At 71.5% G+C, this 18567-nt stretch carries 12 protein-coding genes and 1 riboswitch; of the genes, 6 read left to right on the forward strand and 6 right to left on the reverse strand.

The window, feature by feature from the left end:
- Positions 1–25: 25 nt before the first annotated feature.
- The 4 genes from ACEXQC_RS13270 to ACEXQC_RS13285 all read right to left on the reverse strand — a co-directional run bounded on the left by ACEXQC_RS13270 (position 26) and on the right by ACEXQC_RS13285 (position 7832).
- Positions 26–868: an aldo/keto reductase gene (locus ACEXQC_RS13270; RefSeq protein WP_374823005.1), complete on the reverse strand. Its 843-nt coding sequence runs from the start codon at positions 866–868 to the stop codon at positions 26–28.
- A gap of 65 nt (positions 869–933) precedes the next feature.
- A complete protein-coding gene (locus ACEXQC_RS13275) occupies positions 934–2139 on the reverse strand; it encodes an MFS transporter (protein WP_374823008.1) in 1206 nt (401 codons plus the stop codon).
- A gap of 674 nt (positions 2140–2813) precedes the next feature.
- Positions 2814–6872 carry an ATP-dependent RNA helicase HrpA gene (gene hrpA / locus ACEXQC_RS13280; protein ID WP_374823011.1) on the reverse strand — a complete coding sequence of 1353 codons (4059 nt, stop codon included), beginning with the start codon at positions 6870–6872 and terminating at the stop codon, positions 2814–2816.
- 57 nt (positions 6873–6929) lie between these two features.
- Positions 6930–7832, reverse strand: a complete 903-nt coding sequence (locus tag ACEXQC_RS13285; RefSeq protein ID WP_374823014.1) for an alpha/beta hydrolase — start codon at positions 7830–7832, stop codon at positions 6930–6932.
- Between the two features lie 151 nt (positions 7833–7983).
- On the opposite strand from ACEXQC_RS13285, the gene ACEXQC_RS13290 reads away from it, so the two are divergent.
- The 3 genes from ACEXQC_RS13290 (at position 7984) to ACEXQC_RS13300 (ending at position 12397) form a co-directional block, all read left to right on the forward strand.
- On the forward strand, positions 7984–10398 hold the full coding sequence (locus ACEXQC_RS13290) for a thioredoxin domain-containing protein (protein ID WP_374823017.1): 2415 nt from the start codon (positions 7984–7986) through the stop codon (positions 10396–10398).
- 24 nt (positions 10399–10422) lie between these two features.
- Positions 10423–10485: riboswitch (guanidine-III (ykkC-III) riboswitch) on the forward strand.
- A 15-nt stretch (positions 10486–10500) separates the two neighbouring features.
- Positions 10501–10815, forward strand: coding sequence for a DMT family transporter (locus ACEXQC_RS13295; RefSeq protein ID WP_374823020.1), 315 nt, complete (start codon positions 10501–10503; stop codon positions 10813–10815).
- 394 nt (positions 10816–11209) lie between these two features.
- Complete coding sequence (locus ACEXQC_RS13300) at positions 11210–12397, forward strand: RtcB family protein (protein WP_374823023.1); 1188 nt, start codon at positions 11210–11212, stop codon at positions 12395–12397.
- A gap of 31 nt (positions 12398–12428) precedes the next feature.
- Here the strand turns inward: ACEXQC_RS13300 and ACEXQC_RS13305 are convergent, their stop codons facing one another.
- Entirely contained in the window at positions 12429–13511 is a 1083-nt protein-coding gene (locus ACEXQC_RS13305; protein WP_374823026.1) for a YeiH family protein, read from the reverse strand.
- A complete protein-coding gene (locus ACEXQC_RS13310; protein ID WP_374823030.1) occupies positions 13508–15133 on the reverse strand; it encodes a dolichyl-phosphate-mannose--protein mannosyltransferase in 1626 nt (541 codons plus the stop codon). Before ACEXQC_RS13310 ends, ACEXQC_RS13305 begins: the two co-directional genes overlap by 4 nt.
- 50 nt (positions 15134–15183) lie before the next feature.
- On the opposite strand from ACEXQC_RS13310, the gene rsmI reads away from it, so the two are divergent.
- Genes rsmI through ACEXQC_RS13325 form a run of 3 tightly spaced genes read left to right on the forward strand, consistent with a single transcriptional unit; the run spans position 15184 to position 18564 of the window.
- Positions 15184–16074 carry a 16S rRNA (cytidine(1402)-2'-O)-methyltransferase gene (rsmI, locus tag ACEXQC_RS13315; RefSeq protein WP_374823034.1) on the forward strand — a complete coding sequence of 297 codons (891 nt, stop codon included), beginning with the start codon at positions 15184–15186 and terminating at the stop codon, positions 16072–16074.
- 10 nt (positions 16075–16084) lie between these two features.
- On the forward strand, positions 16085–17656 hold the full coding sequence (metG, locus tag ACEXQC_RS13320; protein WP_374823037.1) for a methionine--tRNA ligase: 1572 nt from the start codon (positions 16085–16087) through the stop codon (positions 17654–17656).
- Complete coding sequence (locus tag ACEXQC_RS13325) at positions 17653–18564, forward strand: TatD family hydrolase (RefSeq protein WP_374823040.1); 912 nt, start codon at positions 17653–17655, stop codon at positions 18562–18564. The genes metG and ACEXQC_RS13325 overlap by 4 nt, the downstream gene beginning before the upstream one ends.
- Positions 18565–18567 lie beyond the last annotated feature (3 nt).

Genomic DNA, 18567 nt, shown 5'->3' on the forward strand with positions numbered 1-18567 from the left:
CACCGGCTGGGCCGGCCCGGCGGCCTCAGTTGCGGTCGTCGGGGTCGACTCCGGTGCGCTCGCCCGTCTCCAGGGTGGCGAGGGCGGCGAGGTCGTCGGCGTCGAGCGTGAAGTCGAAGACGTCGATGTTCTCCAGGATGCGCGAGGGCGTGACCGACTTCGGGATGATCGCGATGCCGAGCTGCAGGTGCCAGCGCAGCACGATCTGAGCGGGCGTGCGCCCGTGCTTGCCGGCCAGCTGGGCGAGCACGGATCCGTCGCCCGCCTGATCGAGCACCTGACCGCGGGCGAGCGGCGACCACGCCTGGGTCACGATCCCGAGCCCGGCGTCGAAGGCGCGCAGTTCGGCCTGGGGGAGCCACGGGTGCAGTTCCACCTGGTTCACCGCGGGCACCACACCCGTCTCGCCCACGATGCGCTCGATGTGCTTCGGGTGGAAGTTCGCCACGCCGATCGACGTCGCCCGCCCCTCCTCACGCAGCCGGATGAGGGCACGCCAGGTGTCGACGTACCTGTCCGAGGCGGGTGCCGGCCAGTGGATGAGGTAGAGGTCGACGTGGTCGGTGCCCAGCCGCTCGAGGCTCTCGTCGAACGAGCGCAGCGTGGAGTCGTAGCCGTTGTCGGTGTGCCACACCTTCGTGGTCACGAACACCTCGTCGCGCGGCAGGCCGCTGCGTCGCAGGCCCTCGCCGACGCCGCGCTCGTTGAGGTACATCGCGGCGGTGTCGATGAGCCGGTAGCCGTGCTCGAGCGCGAAAGCGACCGCGTCGGCCGACTCCGCATCCGTGGTCTTGTACACGCCGAGACCGAGCTGCGGCAGGCTGCGACCGTCGTTGAGGGCGAGCAGGGGGGAGAGCGGATCGGCCATGCGTCCATTATCCCAGCCCCGCAGGGCCGGCCGGCCCGACAGAGCTCAGCTCAGGCGTGCCCGGCTCAGCCGACGACGGTGGTGGGCTCCGTGTCGGGCAGCGGGCTCGCATCCCGACCCCGGAGATCGGGGTGGAAGCGCTTGCCGAGCACCGGCACCACGAAGCCGAAGAACGCGAGCCCCGCCGCCACGAGGAACGCGCCCGTCGGCCCGACGCCGTCGATGAGGAAGCCCGCGAGCGCCGAACCCACCGCCGCTCCGATGAGCTGGCCCGTGCCCACCCAGCCGTACGCCTCCGCGGTGTCGCTGAAGCGCACGCTCGCCGAGACGATCGAGAACATCACCGCGAGGGCGGGCGCGATGCCGATGCCCGCGATGAAGAGCACGATCGAGAGCCACCAGATGTTGAGCGAGGCCGCGGCGACAGCGGTGCCCACGAACACGATCGCCATGCGCTTCGCGAGCGCCCACGGGCCGATGGGTCGGTGCCCGAGCGACAGCCCGCCGACGAGCGAACCGACGGCGAAGATCGCGAGCACGATGCCGGCCTCCGCGCCGCCCTCGCCGAACGCCGAGACCACACCGGCTTCGATGGCGGCGCACGTGGCGACGAGCAGGAAGCCCACCACGGTGGCCAGCAGCACCGGCGGCTTCTTGAGCACCGCTCCGAGCTTGCGCTTCGAGCGCGGGATGCGCACCCGGCCGAGCTCGGGGCTCGTGAGGAACCAGATGCCGCCGCCCACGAGGAACGCGACCGCGAGCAGGATGCCCCAGACCGTGCCGATCTGGAGCGACACGAAGGTCGTCATGACGGGGCCGAGCACCCAGATGATCTCCTGTGCCGACGCGTCGAGGGAGAACAGCGGGGTGAGCTGCTTGGAGTTGACCATCTTGGGGTAGATGGTGCGCACGGCGGGCTGAATGGGCGGCATCGTGAGACCGGCCACGAACGCCACGGCCATGTCGGCCGCGATGCCCAGCGGCACGAGGGCGATCACCGAGATGGCGCTCGCGCAGACGATCATGGTGCTGAGGATGACGGGACGCATGCCCCAGATGCCCATCAGTCGGCTCGTGAGCGGCCCGGCGATGGCCTGACCGATGCTGAGCGCGGCGAGCACGAGGCCGGCCACCCCGTAGGAGTCGTAGGTGTGCTCGATGTGCAGCAGGAACGCGAGCGACAGCATGCCGAACGGGAACCGGGCGGTGAGCTGAGCGGCGATGATGCGAGCGACCCCACGGGTCTTGAGAAGATCGGCGTAGCTGCTCACTGAAGAGATTGTAGCGGGCGGGGTGGGTGGGCCAGCGGGGTGGGGTGTGTGGCACGGGTGGGGTGTGGGCACGGAGGGGGTGTGGGCGGCGTGAGGCACGGAGGGTGTGGGCGATGTGAGGCACGGATGGGGTGTGGGCGACGTGTGGCACGCGTGAGGTGTGGGCGGCGTGGGGCACGGATGGGGTGTGCGCGGCGTGAGGCACGGATGGGGTGTGTGGGGGGCGTGAGGCACGGATGGGGTGTGGGCGGTGTGGGGCACGGAGGGGGTGTGGGCGATGTGAGGCACGGAGGGGGTGTGCGCGGCGTGAGGCACGGGTGAGGTGGCGGGCGGGTGGGAGTTCGGCTGTGTTGGTTGCCGGGGGCGCCGTGCTTCGCGCGGCGTCCCCGGGCTGCGCCGGTCCCTGCCCGGCGCAGGGCGGCGTGTTCGGCTGCCGTCGCTTCGCGGCGGCGGCCTCACCTTGGGTCGTCGAGTACGGCCCGTTGCGTGGTGGCTTCGTGCCTGGCTTCGCCGGCAGCGGGCAGATCGCGAACCACCATTCCCCGGGCCTCTGCTCTCTTGCGAAAGCAGCTGGGCGCTCCTACTCGACCCGAGGTGACACCGACGCCGCGCAGCGACGGCGGCGTCACATGTCCCCGGCGCCGCAGGAGCGGCGGCGCCGAATGAAAACACAGCTAAGCCAGGAGCTTCGTGATTCGTTGCAAGGAGGCGGGCTCTGCCGTGCCCAAGGGCTGCGCGAAGAGGCTCACTCGGAGTTCCTCCAGGAGCCAGCGGGCTCGCACGAGGTTGGCGGGGGAGTGGGGGGCCAGGGGGAGGCGGCCGCCTGCGTCGGTGTAGCGGGCTGTGGCGGTCTGCACCTCGGTCATCCAGGCGCGGTCGCGGGCCGGGTTGTCGGGCAGCTTCTCGAGGCGGTAGACGATGCCCGCCAGGTAGCGCGGCAGGTGCTCCAGGCGCGCGAGGCCCGTCTCGCTGATGAAACCCGGGCGCACGAGGGTGGCGAGCTGCTCTCGTGCGTCGCTCACCGCGGGCAGGAGCGCCATGCTGGAGGTCTTCTTGAGGGCGCGGTCGACATCCCGCGCGGCCGTGAGGATGCGCAGAACCGTCGCGACCGTGCGGTCGAGCAGCGGCAGAACGGCCTTCGAGAGCCGGTCGCGCACGGCCTCGAACCCGGCGGCGGTCCACACGAGCCCGTCGGGGTGCAGAGCGAAGAGGGCCTCGTCGGCGCACGCCGCCATGGCGTCGTCGAAGAGCGCGTTGACGTTCTGGTACGGGCTCGTGGCCAGCAGCAGCTTCTCGTTCTGCGTGAGGTGCTCGCGCACGTACGACGCGGGGCTCGGCACCGCGAGCAGCAGCAGCCTGCGCACTCCGGCGGGAGTGGTCTCGGCCTGCTCGGCCGCCGTGGCCATGAGCCGCAGCGCCACCGTGCTCTTCTCGTCGACGAGAGCGGGGTAGGCGCGGATGACGCCCCCGTGCTGCTCGGTGTCGACGAACCGCGGCAGGTCGCCGAGATCCCACGAGGTGAGCCCCGCGCGCTCGGCGAACCCACCTGTGCGGCGCCCGCCGGCAGCTGCGGTGGCGGCCGCCCGAGCGGCGACTCCGGGTGCTGCGCCGGTGGGCTGCGCACGGGGCTCGCTCTTCCCACGATCGGCTTTCGCTGCCGTGCCTCCCGAGGCGCGCGCGATGCTGGCGCGGGCCGCATCCGCGAGCGACGCCTGCAGGGCCGCCAGATCCTTGCCCGCCCCCACGGTCGCCCCGCGCTCGTCGACCACCCGGAACGTCACCCGCAGGTGCTCCGGCAGTTTCGACCGGTCGAAGTCCACCGCCGACACCGGCACGTGCACGAGCTTCTGCATGAGAGCAGCGAGGCTCGCCAGGAAGTCGTCCCCCGCATCCGGCCCCAGCTCGGCCAGCAGCCGCGTGGCCCAGTCGGTGGCGGGCACGAAGTTCACCCGCAGCCGCTTCGGCAGCGAGCGGATGAGCGCGGTCACGAGCTCCTGCCTGAACCCGGGCACCTGCGACTCGAACGCCCGCTCCTCGAGCCGCGGCAGCAGGGCGAGCGGCACGGTGGCTGTGACGCCGTCGTCGTCCGACCCCGGCTCGAAGCGGTAGCGCAGCGCGAGCCGCTGGTCGCCCTGCTGCCACATCGCCGGGAACTCGGTCTCGTCGACCTCGGGCGCCCCCTCGGGCAGCAGGGTCTCGAGCGTCATGGTGAGCAGCGCGGGGTCGTCGTGACGCGCCGTCTTCCACCACCCCTCGAAGCTCCGCTGCGACACCACGTCGCGCGGGATGCGGGCCTGGTAGAACTCGAACACGGCCTCGTCGTCGAGCAGCAGGTCGCGGCGCCGCGAGCGCTCCTCGAGCTGCTCGAGGTCGCGCCGGAACTCCCGGTTGGCGCGGTCGAACGCCTGCTGCGACTCCCACTCGCCCTCCACGAGCGCGTGCCGGATGAAGAGCTCACGCGCGTACTCGGGGTCGATCCGAGCGAACTGCACCCGCCGGCGCGCCACGATCGGCACCCCGTAGAGCGTCACGCGCTCGTACGCCACGGCCGCACCCTGCTTCTTCTCCCAGTGCGGTTCGGAGTAGCTGCGCTTCAGCAGATCCCCGGCGAGCGGCTCGGCCCAGGTCGGATCGATGGCCGCGCTCATCCGCGCGAACAGTCGACTCGTCTCCACGAGCTCGGCGCTCATCACGGCCGCCGGCTGCTTCTTGGCGAGAGCGGATCCGGGGAAGATCATGAACCGGGTCTGCCTGGCCCCCAGGTAGTCGCGCTTCGCCTGGTCGCGCAGTCCGATCTGCGAGAGCAGGCCGGAGAGGATCGACTTGTGGATGCCGTCCGGGTTCACACTCGGCTCGCCGATGGTGAGGCCGAGGGGCTTGGCGAGCTGGCGCAGCTGGCGGTAGACGTCCTGCCACTCGCGGATGCGCAGGTAGTTGAGGAACTCGGCCTTGCAGAGGCGACGGAACGCACTCGATGAGAGCTCGCGCTGCTTCTCCTCGAGGTAGTTCCAGAGGTTGAGCAGCGTGAGGAAGTCGCTCGTCTGATCGGCGAACCGCGCGTGCAGCTCGTCGGCGCGACCGCGCTTCTCGAGGGGTCGCTCGCGGGGATCCTGGATGGTGAGCCCCGCCACGATGGCGAGCACCTCGCGGCTCGTTCCGGTGCGCTTCGACTCCACCACCATGCGCGCGAAGCGCGGCTCGATGGGCAGGCGTGCGAGGTCGCGACCCACGGCGGTGAGGCGGGGCACCGCATCCTTCGTCTCGGGCGCGCGCAGGGCGTTGAGCTCGGTGAGGAGGTCGACGCCGTCCTTGATGCCGCGCGAGTCCGGCGGCTGCAGGAACGGGAAGGCGGCCACGTCGCCGAGGCCGAGCGAGATCATCTGCAGGATGACGGCCGCGAGGTTGGTGCGCAGGATCTCCGGATCGGTGAACTCGGGGCGGCGGGTGTAGTCCTCCTCCGAGTAGAGGCGGATGGCGATGCCGTCGCTCGTGCGGCCCGAGCGGCCGGAGCGCTGGTTGGCGCTCGCCTGCGAGATCGGCTCGATCGGCAGTCGCTGCACCTTGGAGCGCACCGAGTACCGGCTGATGCGTGCGGTGCCCGAGTCGATCACGTACTTGATGCCCGGCACCGTGAGGCTCGTCTCGGCCACGTTGGTGGCGAGGATGACGCGGCGACGGATGCCCGGTGTCGACGACCGCTGGAACACGCGGTGCTGGTCGGCGGCGCTCAGGCGGCCGTAGAGCGGGAGCACCTCCACACCGTTGCCCGTCGACGCGCTGCGGCTCGCGTACTTGCCGCGGAGGGCGTCTTCGGCGTCGCGGATCTCGTTCTCGCCCGAGAGGAACACGAGCACGTCACCCGGAGCTTCGCGTTCGAGCTCGTCGAGGGCTTCGCCGATGCCCTCGAAGAGGTCCTTCGGTTCGCGCTCGCCGCCGCCCGGGCCGCCCTTGCCTCCGCCGGCGCCTGCTGCTCCACGGCCGCCGCTCGGCCCTGCCGATCCGCGGCCGCCGCCGCGAGCGGGCCGGGCGGGTGGGCGCGAGTTGGTGCCGCTGCCGCTGCCGCTGCCGCTGTCGCCGCCCTCATCCTCGTCGTCGTCCGGGTCATCGGAGGGCGCATCCGGAGCGAGCGGCCGGTAGCGGATCTCGACCGGGAACGTGCGCCCCGAGACCTCCACGATCGGCGCGGGGCTGCCGTCGGCGGCCGCGAAATGCCGGGCGAAGCTCTCGGGGTCGATCGTGGCGCTCGTGATGATGAGCTTGAGGTCGGGGCGCTTCGGCAGCAGCTGCTTGAGGTAGCCGAGCAGGAAGTCGATGTTGAGGCTGCGCTCGTGCGCCTCGTCGATGATGATCGTGTCGTACCGGCTCAGCATCCGGTCGTGGTTCATCTCGTTGAGCAGGATGCCGTCGGTCATGAGCTTGATGCGCGTGGCCGCGGAGGCGCGGTCGGTGAAGCGCACCTGGTAGCCCACGAGGCCGCCGACCTCCTGGCCGAGCTCCTCCGCGATCCGCTCGGCGATCGTGCGCGCCGCGAGCCGCCGTGGCTGGGTGTGACCGATGTTCTCGCGGCCGAGCTCGAGGCAGATCTTCGGCAGCTGCGTGGTCTTGCCCGAGCCCGTGGCGCCCGCCACGATCACGACCTGGTTGTCGCGGATGGCGTCGGCGATGTCGTCCTTCCGCTGGCTGACGGGCAGCTCGGGAGGGAAGACGATGCGGAGGGCGGAGGTCTCAGACATGAGCCCTCCATCGTAAGTCCCCGAGCCGCCCACCCGTCACCCGCCCCGCCTCTCGGCTCAGGGGCGTGCGGCGGCGGCGTGGGTGAAGGCGGCCAGTTCGGCGGCCATGGGGGTGGGATCCCAGGAGTGCATGGCGCCTGCGATCTCTTTCTCCACCGCCTGGGGCATCGCGCCCGTCACGAGGGCGGCGGCCGCTTTCATCTCGGGGAAGGTCTCGGTGCCGTACATCGTGAGCACGGGCACGCGGATGTCGGCCAGCTCGCCGCTCGCGAGCGCCTCGGACGCCCAGACGAGCGAGCGCCCGTCGGCCCGCAGCGTGCGGGCGGACTTCAGGATGGCTGGCCAGGCCGGCGAGGAGCTCGCGGCCTCGAGGAACTCGGGCGGCATGTCGCGCATGTACTGCCGCTGGGCGCCGTCGAGGTCGCCGGCGTCGAGCAGGCGCTCGAACTCGGCGATCCACTCGGCTGTGCCCTCGGCATCGGCGCTGAGCGGGAACTCCCACAGTGCCAGCCCGCTCACGGGCAGGCCGGCCGCCGCCGCGGCGAGCGCGAGGGAGCACCCGGAGGAGTGGCCGCACAGCACGGCGGGGGTCTCGGCGTCGCCCGTGGCGGCTTCGATGGCGGCGCGGATGGCGTCTAGCTCGCGATCGAGGTCGAGCACGCCCTCCGCCTCGCTCTCGCCGCGGCCGAGGCGGTCGAACACGAGGGTGGTGATGCCCTCGAGTGCCGCCAGGCGGGCGGTCGCGGTGGTGATGGGGTCGCCCGCGCGGAACGGCCCGGCACCCGCGATGAACACCAGGGCGGGCCCCTCCCCGTACCGGTCGAACGCGACCCGATCCCCGCGAGCACTCTCGACGAACTCGGTGGGCCGGACCTCCACGCCCGACGACCCGGCGGCGGATGGCTCGATGGATGACGGCGCTGCGGTGGTGGGCGGCTCTGTGGATGACTGCTCTGTCATGGGGCGCTCCCGTGGTCTCGTGCGGTCGGCGATCGGCCGCGGCGGGGCCAGGCGGGCTCCGGATGCCCCGACCCTAGCCCCGTCGGTGGGCCGCGTCGAGGGTCGATGCGCAGAAGGAGCCCGTTCGCGGGCCCGGCGTAGGGTCGGGAAGGTGACCACGAGCGAGAACCCCCGCAACCACCTCGGCGATGCCGTGAGCCCCTACCTGCGCTCGCACGCGGGCAACCCGGTCGACTGGTTCCCCTGGGGCGAGGCGGCGTTCGACGAGGCACGGCGGCGCGGGGTGCCGCTGCTCGTCTCGATCGGCTACTCCACCTGCCACTGGTGTCACGTCATGGCCCGCGAGAGCTTCGCCGATCCGCTGCTCGCCGCCCAGCTCAATGAGCGCTTCGTGGCCATCAAGGTCGACCGCGAGGAGCACCCCGAGGTCGACTCGGTGTACCTCACGGCCGCCGGCGCCTTCACGCGCAACCTGGGCTGGCCGCTCAACGTCTTCGTCACGCCCGAGGGCCGCGCGTTCTACGCGGGCACGTACTGGCCGCCGGTGGCGGTCGACGGCCACCCCGCCTTCGCCGACGTGCTCGACGCGGTGCACGAGGCCTGGACCGAGCGGCACGACGAGGTGCTCGACACCGCGGATCGCCTGGCGGCCGCGATCGCCGCGAGCACGTCGGTGGCCACGCGGGAGCAGGGGCCCGCGGATTCGGGGGCGGCAGCGGAGGCAGGAGCGGCGGGGGTGGCGGGCGCGACAGCGGATGCGGGGTTCTCGGCGGTCATCGACGAGCTGCTCGGCTACGAGGATGCGGAGTTCGGCGGGTTCGGCTCGGCCCCGAAGTTCCCGGTGGCGCCGGTGCTGGGGTTCCTGCTCGGCTCGGGTGAGGATCGGGCGGTGCAGCTGGCTCAGCGCACGCTCACGACCATGGCGGCGTCCGAGCTGCGCGACCCGGTCGAGGGCGGTTTCTTCCGGTACAGCACGCAGCGCGACTGGAGCGACCCGCACTACGAGCGAATGCTCTACGACAACGCCCTGCTGCTGGATGCGTACACGACGGCCTGGGCGCAGACGGGACAGGATGTGCTGCGCGAGGCCGCGGAGGGGATCGCGCACTTCCTGCTCACGGTGCTGCAGCTGCCGTCGGGCGGTTTCGCCTCGGCCCAGGACTCGGAGAGCACGGTCGACGGCCGCCGCGTGGAGGGCGGCTACTACCGCCTGGATGCGGCCGCGCGCGCCGAGCAGACACCGCCGGCGCTCGACGAGAAGGTGCTCGCAGGCTGGAACGGCCTCGCCATCGGAGCCCTCGCCCACGCCGCCCTCGTCTTCGACCGCCCCACCTGGACCCTCGCCGCCCAGCACGCCGCCGACCACCTCCTCGCCGTCCACGTCCTCCCCACCCCTCCCGCCGCCGTGGATGGGACTGGGGAGCACACCCTCCCCACCCCGCCCGCCGCTGGGGATGGGAATGGGGAGAATGAGCCACCCGCCCCACCCGCCCCACCCGGCGCCAGGGGTGGGGATGGGGGTGGTGCGCCGAGTGGGGTCTCGCGCTCCGGCTCGCCCGCTCCTACCGACTCGCACGCTCCGGGGAGCTCGGGTGGGGGTGGGGTGCGGCTCGTGCGGGCCTCCATCGAGGGGCGTCTCTCGAGTGCGGCCTCGACGCCGGAGGACTACGGCATGCTCGCGGAGGGACTGCTGCGGCTGGCCTCCACCACCGGGTCGCTGCGTTACGCCGAGGCCGGGCGGATGCTCGTGGAGGCGCTGGCCGCGGCAGGCTTCCGAGCGCCCGGCGGAGGCGATCCGCTGCTCGCCGCCCAGGGCATGCTCGTGGAGCTCGACCCCTCGGAGGGCGCCTACCCCTCCGGCACGAGCGCCACGGCCGGTGCGCTCCTGCTGCTGCACGGACTCACGGGCGAGCGCCGCCACCGCGAGGCGGCCCGCGCCCTGCTCGCGCCCCTCGCCGCCCAGGCCGCCGCGCAGCCCATCTCGTTCGGCCGAACCCTCGAGCTCCTCTCCTCCCTCTCCCGCCCCGCCGAGCAGCTCGTCCTCATCGAGCCGGACCCCACCACCGACCCCGCCGAGCTCATCGAGCCCGACCCCACCACCGACCCCACCGAGCTCGCCGGTCCCGACTCCGCCGCCCACCCGGCCGAGTCGCCCGAGCCGGCGGGTGCCGCCACGCGCGACACGGCCGTCGATGAGGACCACGCGCGCAGCGAGGCCGAGGTACCCCGCGAGGGCGATACGGCCAGCGAGGCCGAGGCGCTGCGGGAGGCTGTGCGGCGGCGCACCGGTGCGCTCGTGGCGAGAGCCGGCGAGACCGAGGCCCGCCTGCTCGCAGACGCCGGCTTCGAGCTCTTCGCCGAGCGCACCGCCCGGGGATCCCGCCCCACCGCCTACCTCTGCCTCGACTTCGTCTGCCGCCTCCCCACCACCACCGCCCGCGACCTCGCCCCCACCCCGCGCGCCGCCTCCGACCCGGGCGCGATCGTGCACGACCACCCCCACCCCCACCCCCACGCCGCCTCCGACCCCGACGGCGGCCCCGGCGCCACCGTGCACAGCCCCTGATCAGGCCCCCGTGCCACACTGGAACCAAGGCCGCACGGCGGCCTCCGGACGAGGGCGCAGTACCCGGAGAGCGACAAGACTGACCACGAAAGGTCGACAGTCATGTCCTGGATCATCCTCATCCTCTCCGGCGTCCTCGAAGCCGTCTGGGCCACCGCGCTCGGCCGCTCGGAGGGCTTCACCAAGCTCTGGCCCACCGTCATCTTCGGCGGCGGCCTCGTGGCGAGCATGGCCGGGCTCGCGTTCGCGCTCCGCACCATCCCCGTCGGCACGGGCTACGCCGTGTGGGTCGGCATCGGCGCCGCCCTCACCGTGGGCTACAACATGGCCTTCGGCGACGAGGAGTTCTCGATCGTGAAGGTGCTGCTCGTGCTCGGCATCGTCGCGTGCGTCGTGGGCCTCAAGCTGCTCCACTGATCCCACGACGGTCACGGATCGGTAACGCTAACCGGCCCACGGTTGTGCAGCGCTCGCGCCCCCGGCTACCGTGACATGCCGCGGAGGCATCGCCCCGCAGAGCCCAGCCCGCAAGAACCCCGCACGAGAGAGGACGACCGTGATGTATCGCACAGATCTGACGCTCGACCTCCAGCGCGCCCTCGCAGAAGCGAACGAGCGCGACACGATCATCGACGCGGTGCACCCGGCCTGATCGCCCGGCCGCAAGGCCAGGCTCTCCCAGCCCCGTACCCGTCGAGGTCCGGGGCTTCTCCGTTGCACTCCGCAGCGGGCCCACCGCCTCCTGCCCGTGCGGGTCAGGGCGCCCCGGACGAGGGCCCATGAAGAACAAGCAACGAAGAGAGAAAGGATCATGGAGAAGATCACCGACCGCCTGTACTCGTGGGCGAGCATCCTCGACGAGAACGCCCGTGCTCAGGCCGTCACCACCTCCACTATGCCGTTCGTGTTCCCGCACCTGGCCTTGATGCCGGATGCGCACCTCGGCCTCGGCGCGACCGTCGGCTCCGTCATCCCCACGCTGGGCGCCATCATCCCGGCGGCCGTGGGGGTCGACATCGGCTGCGGCATGATCGCGGTGAAGACGCAGTTCACGCGTGAGGGCGTGGCCGAGCGGGCCGGCAACGACCCGAGGGGCCTCGCCGAGCTGCGTGAGCAGATCGAGCGCGCCATCCCGCTCTCCGCGGGCGGCACGAACCGCAAGGTCGTCGAGACGGCCGAGCCGCGCCTGCGCGAGCTGGAGGAGCGCGCCGAGGTGGCGGGCTTCGATCCGACCGCGCGCGCCAAGAACTGGCGTCTGCAGCTCGGATCGCTCGGCTCGGGCAACCACTTCATCGAGGTCTCGGCCGACGAGACGGGCGCGATCTGGCTGTTCCTGCACTCGGGCAGCCGCGGTGTGGGCAACCGCATCGCGCAGCACCACATCCAGATCGCTCGCGCGCATGCCAAGAAGCACTGGATCGAGCTGCCGGATCCGGATCTCGCCTACCTCGTGGAGGAGACCCCGGAGTTCGACCGCTACATCGCCGAGCTGCGCTGGGCCCAGCACTACGCCCTGCTCAACCGCGAGGAGATGATGGACCGCGTGGTGCGCCAGATGTCGGAGTGGATGGGGGAGCCGGTCGCCGAGAGCGAGCGGATCAATTGCCACCACAACTTCACCGAGAAGGAGCGCCACTTCGGCAAGGAGGTGTGGGTCTCCCGCAAGGGGGCCATCATCGCCACCGAGGGTGCTCCGGGCCTCATCCCGGGGTCGATGGGCACGGCCTCGTACGTGGTGGAGGGGGCGGGCAACCCGATGGCGCTCAACTCCTCGCCGCACGGCGCCGGGCGCGAGTACTCGAGGTCGAAGGCCCGCAAGACCTTCACCCACGAGCAGCTGCGCACGGCGATGGAGGGCATCGAGTTCCGTGACACGGATGCGTTCATCGACGAGATCCCGCAGGCCTACAAGCCGATCGACCGGGTCATGGAGGATGCGCAGGGCCTCGTGCGCATCCGCCACACCCTGCACCAGCTGGTCAACGTGAAGGGCGACTAGCTGCGGGTGAAGGCATGGCTGCAGTCCCGGGTCACAGCGCGAGCAGCTGCACACCGGCGAGCGAGAGCCCGCCGATGAGCAGCCATGAGCAGAGACCCACGATGAGCGCGCGCCACCCGGTGCGGGCCAGCGTGCGCACGCGGATGTTCGAGCCCAGCGCGAACAGCGCCATCGCGAGCAGTGCCGTCTGGGCGAGGTCGGCGACCGTCAGCACGAGGTCGCCGGCCTCGGTTCCCGGGGTCACGAGGAGGGTGCGCACGAGCACGGCGGCGAGGAACCCTGCGACGAACAGCGGCACGATCGGCGGCCGCTTCAGGTCGGCGGACGGATGGCGGCGCCGCTCCACGAACCCCACGATCGCGACCATCGGCGCGAGCGTGAGCACACGTGTGAGCTTCACCACGACGGCCGCGGCGAGCGCGGTGGGCCCCGCGATCTGCGCCGTCGCCACCACCTGCCCCACGTCGTGCACGCTGAGCCCCACCCACACGCCGAAGTCCTCCGGCCCGAGGCCCAGCGGGATCCGGAGGGCGGGCAGCACCACGATCGCGAGCGTGCCGCAGAGCGTCACGAGGGCGATGGGTGTGGCGGTGTCCTCGTTCTTCGACCGCGTCACCGCGGCCATCGCACCCACCGCCGAGGCACCGCAGATGGAGAACCCGGCGGCGATGAGGATCGGCTGCGTACCCGGCAGCCGCAGCAGCCGGCCGAGCAGCAGGGTCAGCACGAAGGTCAGCGAGACGATCACCACGATGACGGCGATCGCCTCCCACCCGAGGCCGGCGATGTCGACCAGGCTGAGCTTGAGGCCGAGCAGCACGATGCCGACGCGCAGCAGCCGCCTGGCCGCCACCGCGAGCCCCGGGGCCAGCGGCCCGTCGAGCACCCGCTGCACGGGCGGCAGCTGACCCGCCACGATGCCGAGCGCCACCGCCGCGGTGAGCAGCGGCACGGCCGGCAGCGCGACGTGCACACCGAACGCGAGCAGTGCCGCCCCCGCGGCCACCGCGACCCCCGGCAGCCACGAGGCGTTCCGACCGCTCCCGGCGGCAGGCGCGCCCCCGGTAGTCCCACCCCCGGCTGCCGCACCCCCGCCGGCCGGGGTCGAACTCATCGCCAGCTCGGCAGCCAGTAATGCAGGCTCAGGAACCACGCGGGCACGGGCATGCCCGTCCACACCGGGTAGAACCACGCCGTCACGAGCACGCACACCACGAGGAACGCCCCCACCACCCAGAGCGCGCGAGTGCGCACCCACCGCGGATCATGCCGCGACCCGAGCGCGAGCCCCACCACGAACGTGAGCCCCAGGATCATGTAGGGCTCGAACGCGATCGTGTAGAACTGGAAGATCGTGCGGTTGAGGTACATCAGCCACGGCAGGTACCCGGCCACCATGCCCATGAGCACGAGCCCCACCTGCCACTCGCGCTTGCGCACCAGCCGGTAGACGAGGTAGAGCAGCGCCGCCGTGGCGCACCACCAGATGATGGGGTTCGCGATCGACGTGATGTTCTCGTAGCAGACGGCGCCCCCGCACGTGCTGGCGTCGACCTCGTTGACGTACATCTGCGTCGGGCGCACGAGGAACAGCCACGTGAACGGGTTCGACGAGTAGGGATGCGGCGAGTTCTCGCCCACGTGGTAGTTGTACACGGCCACTTCGAGGTGCCAGAAGTTCTGCACCGCGAGCGGCACCCACGAGAGAGCGCCCGACCACTGGCCACCGGTGTCCTGCGCCCACGTGCGGTACATGCCGCCCGAGGTGGCGAACCAGCCGATCCAGGTGGTGAGGTAGGTGATCACGGCCACGGGCACGAGCAGCAGGAACGTGGCCGGTGCCTGCTTGAGCACCGCCGCACTGAACCACAGCGGAAGGCCGAGGCGGCGGCGCGCGAGCGCGTCGACCACCACGAGGTACACCCCGAACGCGGCGAGGAAGTACAGGCCGGACCACTTCACCGACGAGGCGAGCCCGAACGACACGGCGGCCGCGAGCACCCACGGTCGGTTCCACAGCACGGGGCCCCAGGAGGGCCGCACGGGCTCGTCGTCCGGCGACGCCCCCGGCCGCGTACCGGCCGCGACGGCCGCGGCGAGCCGGGTGGCGTGCCACTCGCGATCCAGCAGCACCGCCCCGAAGCCGAGCAGCAGGAAGAGCGCCACGATGCCGTCGAGGATGGCGACCCTGCTCATCACGATCGCGTGACCGTCGATGGCGAGCAGGAAGCCCGCGATCACGCCGAGCAGCGTCGACTTGAAGAGCCTCGTGGCGATGAGCGCCGTGAGGAGCACGAGCAGGATGCCGCAGACCGCCACGGCGATGCGCCAGCCGAACGGGTTGTCAGCGCCGAACAGCGCCATCCCGGCACCGATGATCCACTTGCCGAGCGGCGGATGCACGGCGAACGACGCGGTGGTCTGGAAGATGTCGGTGGCGCCTGCCGCGAACCGCGTGTCGGCATCGGCCGGCCAGGTGGCCTCGTAGCCGAGGTTCCAGGTGGTCCAGGCATCCTTCACATAGAAGGTCTCGTCGAAGACGAGGGTGGAGGGGTGGGCCAGGTTCACGAGCCGCAGCACGGCCGCGAGCAGCGTGACAGCGATCGGACCGCCCCAGCGCCACAGCCGCACCCTGGCCGGAGTGCTCATGAGGCGCTGCCACCGGTCGTCGAGCCGCGAGCCCGTGGGGCCGTCGACCGCGGCCGTCTCGGGTCCGGTCGTCACCTCTGTGCTCACCGGGCAATGCTAACGGTCGGGGCCAGCGGGTGTGGTGCGAGACTGGGCACATGCTCATCCTCGCGGCCACGCCCATCGGCAACCTCAAGGATGCGTCGGTGCGGCTCGTGGAGGTGCTCGAGGCCGCTCAGGTGGTCGCCGCCGAGGACACGAGGGTGACGGCGAAGCTGCTGCGCGGCCTCGGTGTGGAGAACCGGCCGCGCCTGCTGCCCCTCCACGAGCACAACGAGCGGGAGCGCTCCGCGGCGCTCGTGGAGCTCGCGCGGGAGGGCGACCTGGTGCTGCTGTCGGATGCGGGCATGCCGACGGTCTCGGATCCCGGCTACCAGCTCGTGGTCGCGGCCGTCGAGGCGGGTGTCGACGTCACCGTCATCCCCGGCCCGTCCGCCGTGGTCACCGCGCTGGCGCTCTCCGGCCTGCCCACCGACCGCTTCACCTTCGAGGGCTTCCTGCCGCGCAAGCACGGCGAGCGGTCGGCGGCGTTCCGCGCCCTCGCCAGGGAGCCGCGCACGATGGTGTTCTTCGAGTCGCCCAACCGGCTGGCCGAGTCGCTCACCGACCTCGCCGCCGAGCTCGGGGCCGATCGGCGCGTGGTGGTGGTGCGCGAGCTCACCAAGCTCTACGAGGAGGCCAAGCGCGGCACCGCCGCCGAGCTCGCCGCCTGGGCGGCCGGGGGAGTGCGCGGCGAGATCTGCATCGTGGTGGCCGGGGCGCCCGCCCTCGAGGTCGACGACGCCACGGGCATCACGCAGGTGCTCGAGCTCGTCTCCGACGGCTACCGCCTCAAAGACGCCGCGGCCGCGATCGCCGACGCCACGGGGCTCTCGAAGCGCACCCTGTACGAGGGCGCCCTCGCCGCCCGCCAGCCTGAAACCCGCCAGCCCGAACCCCGCCACCCGGAGCCCCGTCACACGGCGGGCGGCGAGTGGCCCGGCCTTTAGGATGGACTCCATGTCCGCCGGCTCCTCGTTCTACGTCACCACGCCGATCTTCTATGTCAACGACGTGCCCCACATCGGGCACGCCTACACCGAGGTCGCGGCCGACGTGCTCGCGCGCTGGCACCGCCAGGCGGGCGACGACACGTGGTTCCTCACGGGCACCGACGAGCACGGGCAGAAGATCCTGCGCACCGCCACCGCCAACGGCGTGACCCCGAAGGAGTGGGCCGACAAGCTCGTGGCCGAGTCGTGGCAGCCCCTGCTCGAGACCATCGACATCTCGAACGACGACTTCATCCGCACCACCGAGGAGCGGCACGAGACCAACGTGCAGCTGTTCCTGCAGCGCCTGTACGACGCCGGGTACATCTACACGGGCGAGTACGAGGGCTACTACTGCGTGGGCTGCGAGGAGTACAAGCAGCTCTCCGACCTCGTCGACGGCACGGGCCAGTACGAGGGGCAGCTCGTCTGCGCCATCCACTCCAAGCCCGTCGAGCTCCTCAAGGAGCGCAACTACTTCTTCCGCATGAGCGACTTCACGCAGAAGCTGCTCGACCTCTACGAGGAGCGCCCCGAGTTCGTGCAGCCCGCGAGCGTGCGCAACGAGATCGTCGCGTTCGTGCAGCGCGGTCTCACCGACCTCTCCATCTCGCGGCAGACCTTCGACTGGGGCATCAAGGTGCCGTGGGACGAGTCGCACGTGGTCTACGTGTGGTTCGACGCCCTGCTCAACTACGCGACCGCAGCGGGTTACGGATCCGACCAGGAGAAGTTCGACAGGCTGTGGCCGGCCACCCACATCGTGGGCAAGGACATCGCGCGCTTCCACGCCGTCATCTGGCCCGCCATGCTCATGGCCGCCGGCCTCGAGGTGCCCAAGCAGGTCTACGGCCACGGCTGGCTGCTCGTGGGCGGCGAGAAGATGTCGAAGTCGAAGCTCACCGGCATCGCGCCCGAGCAGATCACCGACACCTTCGGATCGGATGCGTTCCGCTACTACTTCATGCGCGCCATCAACTTCGGCCAGGACGGCTCGTTCTCGTGGGAGGATCTCGCGGCCCGCTACCAGGCCGAGCTCGCCAACGGCTTCGGCAACCTCGCCTCGCGTGTGGTCGCCATGATCACGCGCTACTTCGACGGTGTGATCCCGGCGGTCGTCGAGAGCGCGGTGACGGATGCAGAACGTTCCATCCAGGAGACCGAGCGCCGGGTCACCCTGGCCGCCGACGAGGCCATCGAGCGCGTCGCCGTGCACGAGGCCCTCGCCCGCATCTGGGAGCTCGTCGACGAGCTCAACGGCTACATCACCGTGCAGGAGCCGTGGGCGCTGTCGAAGGATCCGGCCAACGCCGAACGCCTCGCCGTGGTGCTCGGCACGGCCGTGCGCGGCCTCGGCACGCTCGCCGTGCTGCTCTCGCCCGTGCTGCCCGAGGCGTCCGCCAAGCTCTGGACGGCGCTCTCGGGCACCGCATCCGTGACCGACCAGCCCATCCGCACCGCGTGGGAGTGGACGGGTGGCGAGCGCGTGCAGCCACTCGATGCGCTCTTCCCGCGCATCGAGGTGGAGGCGACAGCATGATGCTCCCCGAGGGTCAGCCGGCGTTCCTCCGCGAACGCGAGCCGTCCGACCGCACCGAGCAGGCCTACCCGCCGCTGCCCGAGGCGCTCGTGGTGCCCGTCTACGACAACCACACGCACCTCGAGATCGCGCACGGCGCCGATCCGATCGACTATCACGAACAGCTCGACAGGGCGTCGTCGGTGGGCGTGCGCGGTGTCGTGCAGGTGGGCACGGATCTCGAGACGTCGCGCTGGTCGGCCGAGCAGGCCGCCAGGGAGCCGCGCATGCTCGCGGCTGTCGCCATCCACCCCAACGAGGCGCCCGAGTACGACGCCGCGGGCGGGCTCGACGACGCGCTCGCCGAGATCGCGGAGCTCGCGAGCTGGCCGCGCGTGCGTGCCGTGGGCGAGACGGGGCTCGACTTCTACCGCACGGGCGAGGCGGGGCTCGCTGCGCAGTACCGCTCGTTCGAGGCGCACATCGAGATCGCGAAGGAGCAGGGCATCGCGCTGCAGATCCACGATCGGGATGCGCACGCCGAGGTCATCGCCACGCTCAAGCGTGTCGGGGCTCCCGAGCGCACCGTGTTCCACTGCTTCTCGGGCGATGCCGAGTTCGCGGCCATCTGCGCCGAGAACGGCTGGTTCATGTCGTTCGCGGGCAACGTGACGTTCAAGAACGCCGGCGACCTGCGCGAGGCGCTCGAGGTGGCGCCGCGGTCGCTGCTGCTGGTCGAGACGGATGCGCCCTACCTCACCCCCATGCCCTACCGCGGTCGGCCCAACGCGCCCTACCTGATCCCGCACACCTTGCGGGCGATGGCCGCGCACCTCGGCACGGATGTGTCGATGCTCGCGGCGCAGATCTCGTCGAACACGGAGCTCGTCTACGGGCGCTGGGACGACGAGCCGGTGCAGGCCACGTGAGTT

It is taken from the genome of Herbiconiux liukaitaii (genome assembly GCF_041927495.1).
Classification (GTDB): domain Bacteria; phylum Actinomycetota; class Actinomycetes; order Actinomycetales; family Microbacteriaceae; genus Herbiconiux; species Herbiconiux liukaitaii.

Bases quoted from the DNA above. Each gene is read 5' to 3' on its own strand.
- ACEXQC_RS13295 (WP_374823020.1), top strand. From the start codon at position 10,501: ATGTCCTGGATCATCCTCATCCTCTCCGGCGTCCTCGAAGCCGTCTGG.
- hrpA (WP_374823011.1), bottom strand. From the start codon at position 6,872: ATGTCTGAGACCTCCGCCCTCCGCATCGTCTTCCCTCCCGAGCTGCCC.
- ACEXQC_RS13270 (WP_374823005.1), bottom strand. From the start codon at position 868: ATGGCCGATCCGCTCTCCCCCCTGCTCGCCCTCAACGACGGTCGCAGC.
- ACEXQC_RS13325 (WP_374823040.1), top strand. From the start codon at position 17,653: ATGATGCTCCCCGAGGGTCAGCCGGCGTTCCTCCGCGAACGCGAGCCG.
- ACEXQC_RS13285 (WP_374823014.1), bottom strand. From the start codon at position 7,832: ATGACAGAGCAGTCATCCACAGAGCCGCCCACCACCGCAGCGCCGTCA.
- metG (WP_374823037.1), top strand. From the start codon at position 16,085: ATGTCCGCCGGCTCCTCGTTCTACGTCACCACGCCGATCTTCTATGTC.
- ACEXQC_RS13305 (WP_374823026.1), bottom strand. From the start codon at position 13,511: ATGAGTTCGACCCCGGCCGGCGGGGGTGCGGCAGCCGGGGGTGGGACT.
- ACEXQC_RS13300 (WP_374823023.1), top strand. From the start codon at position 11,210: ATGGAGAAGATCACCGACCGCCTGTACTCGTGGGCGAGCATCCTCGAC.
- rsmI (WP_374823034.1), top strand. From the start codon at position 15,184: ATGCTCATCCTCGCGGCCACGCCCATCGGCAACCTCAAGGATGCGTCG.